The sequence below is a fragment of the Actinomyces sp. ICM58 genome, assembly GCF_000283035.1.
Taxonomy (GTDB): domain Bacteria; phylum Actinomycetota; class Actinomycetes; order Actinomycetales; family Actinomycetaceae; genus Pauljensenia.
The window spans coordinates 1-8,074 of the sequence record NZ_ALIY01000222.1 but is presented as its reverse complement, the minus strand read 5'-3'; the positions used below and the strand labels follow the sequence as shown (position 1 = coordinate 8,074).

General features: G+C 67.6%; 2 protein-coding genes. Both read left to right on the top strand.

Annotation, left to right across the window (positions count from 1 at the left end):
• A partial coding sequence (locus tag HMPREF1138_RS09945) for a S8 family serine peptidase (protein WP_039937899.1) occupies window positions 1-3,738 on the top strand: 3,738 nt, incomplete at its 5' end.
• Window positions 3,739-3,968: 230 nt separating this feature from the next.
• Window positions 3,969-7,787, top strand: a complete 3,819-nt coding sequence (locus HMPREF1138_RS09940) for a S8 family serine peptidase (protein ID WP_009059419.1) — start codon at window positions 3,969-3,971, stop codon at window positions 7,785-7,787.
• The last annotated feature ends 287 nt before the right edge of the window (window positions 7,788-8,074 follow it).

The following is an 8,074-nucleotide window of genomic DNA, read 5'->3' as shown; positions in this document are numbered from 1 at the left end:
GACCCGGGCCCCGCCTCCCCCCAGGCAGCCACGCCCGCCGCCCCCGTCCTGCCCGTGGGCGACGAGAGCACCGCGCTGACCTCGAAGAGCGGCGAAACGCTGGGCTCCTCTTCGTCCCAAGCGTCCTCCGAGGAGGATCCGGCGCGCGTCGTCGGCATCATCGTTCGCCTTCAGGACGGCGCCGACCGCGCGGCCTCCCTCGCCTCCATCAACGAGGCCGTGGCCGGGGCTTTTCCCGGAACCTCCGCCGAGGTGACGCGCGAGTACTCAAACACCTTCTCGGGTGTCGCGCTCAAGGCCCCCGCCGGCTCTCTTGACGCGATCCGCGCGGCCAGCGGCGTTCAGGGTGCGTTCATCGACCGTGAGACCCACGTCAGCGATGTGGCGGGAGTCGACGCCGAGGGTGGCTTCCAGGCTACGCGTCTGGCCGACCAGAACCCCGACAACCTCAGCGCCCAGGTCATCATGCACGCCGACCAGGTGTCCCAGAGGGGGCAGGGTAAGGTCGTCGCCATCATCGACACGGGCGTCGACATGACGCACCCCGCCTTCGCGGGCACCCTGTCTGGGACGCCCGCGCTCTCGGCGGACAAGGTGGCTTCCCTCACGCCCCAGCTGGGTGGGGGCAAGGACGGCGTCTACGTCAACGAGAAGTTCCCCTTCGCCTACGACTACGCGGACGAGGATAACGACGCCTCGCCCCTGGAGCCTCATGGGACGCACGTCGCCGGCATCGCCGCGGCCAACGCCGGCGAGATCATGGGCGTGGCCCCCGATGCGCAGATCCTCGTTGCGAAGGTCGAGCAGGACGGCGGCGGCATGCTGGACTCCGCGCTGCTGGCCGCCCTCGACGACATGGCGATCCTGCACCCCGACGTCGTGAACCTGTCGCTCGGCCAGGACGCTGGCATGGATAACGCGGCCGACAGCCTCTACGCGGGCATCTTCGAGACGCTGCAGGACAAGGGCATCATCGTCGACGTGGCCGCCGGTAACGCCTTCTCCTCCGGATACGGCAACGCCTCCGGTAAGAACCTGCCCTACGCCTCCGACCCCGACTCCTCGACCCTGGGTGAGCCCGCCACGTACAGCCCCACGCTGTCCGTGGCCTCGCTCGACAACCTCCTGTCCGTCAACGCCTTCACCGCGGCCGGTAAGAATATCGCCTACCAGCGTGCGCGTGGAGAGGGCGGAGGGGAGATTCCTCAGATCGCCGAGATGCCCCCCGGTGACTACGAATACGTCGACGGTGGGTTCGGTACTCGGGAAGACGTCGCAGCCCTGCGCTCGAAGTACCCGCAGGGCCTGGACGGGAAGATTGTTCTCGTCTCGCGCGGTCAGATGACCTTCCAGGAGAAGATCGACAACCTGACCTCGCTCAAGCCCGCGGCGATCCTCGTCTACAACAACGTCCCCGGCGACGCGCTCAGCGTCATGAGCCTGACGACGCTCGAGGTTCCCGCTGGGTTCATCTCCCAGGCGGACGGGCAGACCATGCTGGCCGCCGCCGACCACCACCTGACCCTCGTCGAGGGCCTGACGGTCAGGTCGAACGCCCCCTACTCGATGTCAGACTTCTCCTCGTGGGGCGTGTCCCCGGACCTGCGCCTCAAGCCCGAGGTGACCGCGCCCGGCGGCAACATTTACTCCTCGCTGCCCGAGGACTCCTACGGGTTCATGTCCGGCACGTCGATGGCGACCCCGCAGCTGACGGGCGCCAGCGCGCTCGTCCTGCAGCGCGTCCAGTCCGACCCGCTGTTCGCCTCGATGGACGCGCGTCACAAGTCTGACGTCGTCCAGAACCTCCTCATGGGCACGGCGACCCCCGTCGTCGACCCCCTCCAGGACACCGGCGCCTACTACTCCCCGCGCAAGCAGGGAGCGGGCCTGGTGAACGTCCTGGCGGCCACGACCTCGTCCGTGTACCCATCCGTCGTGGGCGCCGCCGATCCCTCCCGCCCCAAGGCGGACCTCGGCGACGGCACGACGGGCTGGCACTTCGACGTTACCCTCCACAACCTCTCCGGCGTGGCGGCGACCTACGAGATGAACTCGCAGGCGCTCTCCGAGATCGTTGAGGGCGGGTTCTTCACCGGCCACTCCTCCGACTGGCGAGGCCGTGGCGTGGCGATCTCCTACTCCGGCGCGGCCGTGCGCGGCACCGGCGAGAGCGCGACCGTCACCGTCCCGGCCTCGGGCGAGGTCACCGTCGGCGTCGACGTGACGCCCGGTAGCGAGTTCGCTCGCTACGTGAGCGACAACGCCCCCTCCGGCACCTTCCTTGAGGGCTTCGTGCGCTTCACTTCGCGTACCCAGGGGCAGGCCGACCTGACCGTGCCCTACCTGGGCTTCTACGGTGACTGGGGCAAGCCCGCGATCTTCGATTCTCTTGCCTCCGATGGCGACGGACATATCCTGGCCTCGTCGATCAGTGCCACCGACGGCGGAAACCCCCTCGGCTACAACCCCCTGGCGAAGGATAGCGAGCGCAGCGGGCGCCCCAACGCCTCCAAGTACGTCATCTCCCGCTCCGACGCGCTCTATGCTCCCAACGCCATCTACCCCAAGACGGGAACGCTGCGCAGCGTCCACACGATGACGACCACCTACACCAACGGGGCTGGCGAGGTCGTCGCCTCCTACGAGTCCCATCAGAACTGGAAGTCGATGATGAACCCCTCCTCCGGAGCGATCAGCCCGGTGGAGCAGGAGCATGCACCGAGGTTCCTGGACCTGACGTCCGACGAGTTCAAGGACCTGCCCGACGGTAACTACAAGCTGACGATCGCCGCGCACAACGACGGGCCCTCGCCCACCGAGCAGTCCATCTCCTACGACTTCCGCGTCGATACGACGCCCCCGGTCGTGGAAGGGGTCGTGTACCATGAGGGCGACTTCGGTGGCTCCGACGTCAGCATTGACGTGAGCGACGATTCGCCCATCGCCGGCGTCACCATGCACGACCCGCGCTCCGGCATGTGGTTCTACCGCTACGTTGCCGATAACGATAGCGACCAGTTGGGAGCCGACGGCAGGTACCACGTGTACATGTCCGTGTCCCTGGGTGACATCGCCCTGGGCTGGCAGGAGCAGGGTTCCACCGAGGAACTCATCTCTCACCCGTACATCCTCGCGTGGGACTACGGCCTCAACCACTCCGAGGCCGTCACTGTTGACCTGCACACCGACAACCCGGGCGTCGTCGCGCCCTGCACCAACCCCGAGGGTGGCCACTGGGTGCGTGACTCCATCGGCTGGTGGTACCAGTGCGCGGGCGGCACCGACTACCTCAAGGGCGGCTGGTTCACGATCAATGGCGTGGACTACCAGTTCGGCCCCACCGGCTACATGGTGACCGGTTTCCTCCAGCGCGCCAACGGCGAGTGGGTGTACGCCGACTCTGAGGGTGCCCTCGTGGGCGGCTGGGTGCGCGACGGCGCCTACGGTGGCCCCTACTGGTACTACATGGATCCCGCGACGAAGGTCATGCGTACCGGCTGGCTGTCCGACGGCGGGTCCTGGTATTACCTGCACGCCAACGGCGTCATGGCGATCGGCTGGGTGCAGGTGGATGGTTCCTGGTACTACCTGAAGGCCTCCGGGGCGATGGCCACCGGCTGGGTGAAGGTGGGCGACTCCTGGTACTACCTGTCCTACTCGGGAGCGATGCTGACGGGCACGCACACGATCAACGGACGCACCTACGTCTTTGACATGAACGGTGCGTGGGTCGGGTGACCTGACCGCCTCAGACCCGGACAGGCTGATTGTCGAGGCCCGGGAGCGTTGCGATGGTGACGCTCCCGGGCCTCTTCATAGTTTGTCGGTAAAATAATTGTCAATTGTTTCCCAATGTGGGACAAAGTTTGTCACATGGCTCGCGTGAGGTATGTTGGGTGTGGCGGCCGACACGGCGGAGCCCTTCCGCCCCTAGGGACGGCCACTGTCGACACATTGGAGTTACGCACATGACAATGAAGAAACCAACGGCGCTTCTCGCGCTCGTCGGTGCCTGCGCGCTGGCCGTCACCGGTCCGGCGTCCCTCGCAGCGCCGCCGACTCCCGCCCAGGGTACCCAGGGGGCCACGGCCTCGTCCCTGCCCGTGGGCGACATCGACACCGCGCTGACCTCGAAGAGCGGACAGACCAGCCAGGCCGATCAGGCCCAGGCGACCGACGAGGCCGACTCGGCCGCCGTCGTGAGCATCATCGTCCAGCTCAATGACGGTGCAGACCGCGCCGCCTCCCTCGCCTCCATCAACGAGGCCGTGGCCGGCGCCTTCCCCGGAACCTCCGCCCAGGTGGAACGCGAGTACGACAACGCCCTGCGGGGCTTCGCGCTCAAGGCCCCCGCCGGCTCTCTCGACGCGATCCGCGCGGCGAGCGGCGTAAAGGCCGCCTTCCTTGATCGCGAGACCCGCGTCGATGATGCCGACGACCAGGTCGCTGGCGAGGGAGCGACGAACTCCGCCCGTACCTCAACCCAGGACCCCGCCAACCTCAGCGCCCAGCTGATGATGCACGCCGACCAGATCACCCAGAAGGGCGACGGGAAGGTCATCGCCGTCATCGACACGGGCGTGGACATGACGCATCCGGCGTTCGCGGGCGCCCTCGGGGGGACCCCCGCGCTCTCGGCGGACAAGGTGGCGTCCCTGACCCCCAAGCTGGGCGACGGCAAGACCGGCACCTACGTCTCGGAGAAGTTCCCCTTCGCCTACGACTACGCGGATAACGACCCGGACGCCTCGCCGACCGGACAAGCCGGATCGCACGGCACGCACGTCGCCGGCATCACCGCGGCCAACGCGGGCGAAATTGTCGGCATCGCGCCCGACGCGCAGATCATAGTCGCCAAGGTCGCGCGCAGCGTCGAGGGCGACATCACCGATTCCGGGCTGCTCGCCGCACTCGACGACATGGTGATCCTGCACCCCGACGTCATTAACCTGTCGCTCGGCCAGCTCGGAGGCATGGACAACGAGGCCGACTCGGTCTACGCGACCGTCTTCAAGAGCCTGCAGGACGTGGGTGTGACCGTCAACGCGGCAGCCGGCAACCACTACACGGCCGGATACGGCAATACCTCCGGCAAAAACCTGCCCTTCGCGTCCGACCCGGACTCCTCCACCCAGTGCGAGCCGGCGACCTACTCCTCCGTGGTCTCCGTCGCCTCCGTCGATAACTCGCTGGCGCACAGCGCGTTAACCGTCGGCGACCGCGATATTCCCTTCCAGCGGGCCGGTGGCGCTGACGGTCAGAAGATGCCCGACCTGTCCGATCTGACCGGCGGCCCCTTCGAATATGTCGACGGCGGCATCGGTTCGGCCGAGGACGGCGCCGCGCTCAAGGCCAAGTACCCCGAGGGCCTGGCCGGAAAGATCGTGCTGGTCAAGCGAGGCTCCCTCACCTTCCAGACCAAGTTCGACAACATCGCAGGCTCCAAGCCCGCCGGCTTCATCGTCTACAACAACGTTCCCGGTGACTCCCTCGTCGTCATGAGCCTGGCGACGAACGGCGTGCCCGCCGCATTCATTTCGCAGGCGGACGGCGAGGCCATGCTGGCCGCCGCCGACCATCACCTGAGCGTCGCCCCCGGCAAGGTCGTCGCCCCCAGCTCGAAGTACTCCATGTCGAGCTTCTCCTCGTGGGGCGTGTCCCCGGACCTGCGCCTCAAGCCCGAGGTGACCGCGCCCGGCGGCAACATCTACTCCTCGGTGCCCGGAGGCACCTACGAGTTCATGTCCGGCACGTCGATGGCGACCCCGCAGATGTCGGGCGTGAGCGCGGTCGTCCTGCAGCGCGTCCAGAATGATCCGCTCTTCGCCTCGATGAGTGCGCGCGAGAAGGTTGACGTCGTCCAGAACCTCATCATGGGCACGGCCGCTCCCATCGCCGACCCGCTCCAGGACACCGGCGACCCGTACTCCCCGCGCAAGCAGGGCTCGGGTTTGACGAACGTCCTGGCTGCCACGACCTCGTCCGTGTACCCGACCGTGAAGGGCGCCCCCGAGTCCTCCCGACCCAAGGCCGACCTGGGGGATGGGACCAAGGGATGGCACTTCGACGTCACCCTCCACAACCTCTCCAGCGTCGAGGCCACCTACGCCCTGAACACGCAGGCGCTCTCCGAGATCGTTGAGGATGGGTTCTTCACCGGCCACTCCTCCGACTGGCGAGGCAAGGGCGTGGACATCGCCTACTCCGGCGCGGCCGTGAGCGGCACCGGCGAAGGCGCGACCATCACCGTCCCCGCCTCGGGCGAGGCAACCGTGGGCGTGGACGTCACGCCTCGCGCCGCCTTCGACTCCTACGTCGCGCAGAATGCGCCCAACGGCACGTTCCTCGACGGCTTCGTGCGCCTCACCTCGAAGACCGATGGTCAGCCCGACCTGACCGTGCCCTACATGGGCTTCTACGGCGACTGGGGCAAGGCCCCCATCTTCGACGCCCTCGCCTCCGACGGGGGAGCGCACACCCTGGCCTCGGGCATCTACAACGGCACCACGGGCCAGCAGCTGGGATACAACCCCCTGGTCAAGGCCGACGCGCGCACCGGCACGCCCAAGGCTGACCGCTACGTCCTCTCCCGCGCCGAGGCCTCGGGCGCTCCCACGGTCCTCGAACCGCGCACCGGCACCCTGCGCAGCGTCCACACGCTCAACACCGTGTACGCGAACGCCGCCGGTGAATCCGTCGCCTCGTATGTGACCCACCAGGCCTGGAAGTCCGGCGTCAACCCCAGCACCGGCAAGATGACCTGGGTCGAGGACGGCCACGAGCCCACGACCCTGGACCTGCGCTCCGACGCGTACAAGAACCTGCCCGACGGCGACTACACGCTGACGCTCTCTGCGCACAACGATGGCCCCTCGCAGGCCGAGCAGTCGATCTCGTACAACTTCAGCATCGACACGACCGCCCCCGAGGTCGCCAACCTGGAGTACACGGAGGAGGGCGGCAACGCCCGCCTGCTCGTCACGGTCACCGACAACAAGCCCGTGGCCGGCATCGACCTGCACGACCCGGCCGACGGCCTGTGGTTCTACCGCCACGTCTTCTCTGACACCGACGGTGTCAAGGGCGACGACGGTAGGTACCGCTACGAGTTCGAGATCCCCATGTCCGACATCTCTCAGGCATGGACCGACCAGGGCGGCACCGGCTCCGTCATCGCCCACCCGTATCTGCTGGCGTGGGACTACGGGCTCAATCACTCCGAGGCTCGCGTGGTGGACCTGCCGACCGATAACCCCGGCGTCACGCTGCCCTGCACCAGCCCCGAGGGGGGTCACTGGGCCAAGGATGCTGTGGGCTGGTGGTACGTGTGCGCGAATGGGACTGACTACCTGAAGGCTGGCTGGTTCACGATTAATGGCGTGGACTACCAGTTCGGGCCGTCCGGCTACATGATGACCGGCTTCCTCCAGCGTGCCGATGGAGCGTGGGTGTACGCCGACTCCGAGGGTGCCCTCGTGGGTGGCTGGGTGCGCGACGGTGGCTACTGGTACTACCTCGACCCCGTCACGAAGGTCATGGCTACCGGCTGGCTGGCTGAGGGCGGCTCCTGGTACTACCTGCACGCCAACGGGGTCATGGCGATCGGCTGGGTGGCCGACGGTGGCTCCTGGTACTACCTGAACGCCTCGGGCGCGATGGTGACTGGCTGGGTGAACCTGGGTGGTTCCTGGTACTACCTGGGGCCTGACGGCGCCATGTTCACCGGCACGCACACGATCAATGGTCGCGTCTACACCTTCGATGAGTCGGGAGTCTGGCAGCGTTAACGCTGGCCGGTTGCTTCTGACTCACGAGGCCTGGGCCCGGGAACGCTCACCGCGAGCGTCCCGGGCCCACACGTATGCGCGGGCCTCGGGTGGGTGGGCCGTCGTGCCCCGGCGAGGCAGGCGCTGCGCTATGTTGGAGATGTCAGCAGGCCGCCGCATCCGCGGTGGCCGGGTGAGGAGTGCTCATGTCCTTGAAGAAGCCAGCCGTCCTCCTGGCGGGCGCGTGCGCGCTCGCGGTCGCGGGTTGTTCCTCCGGCGCGTCGACGCCGCCCTCCGCCGGCGAGTCC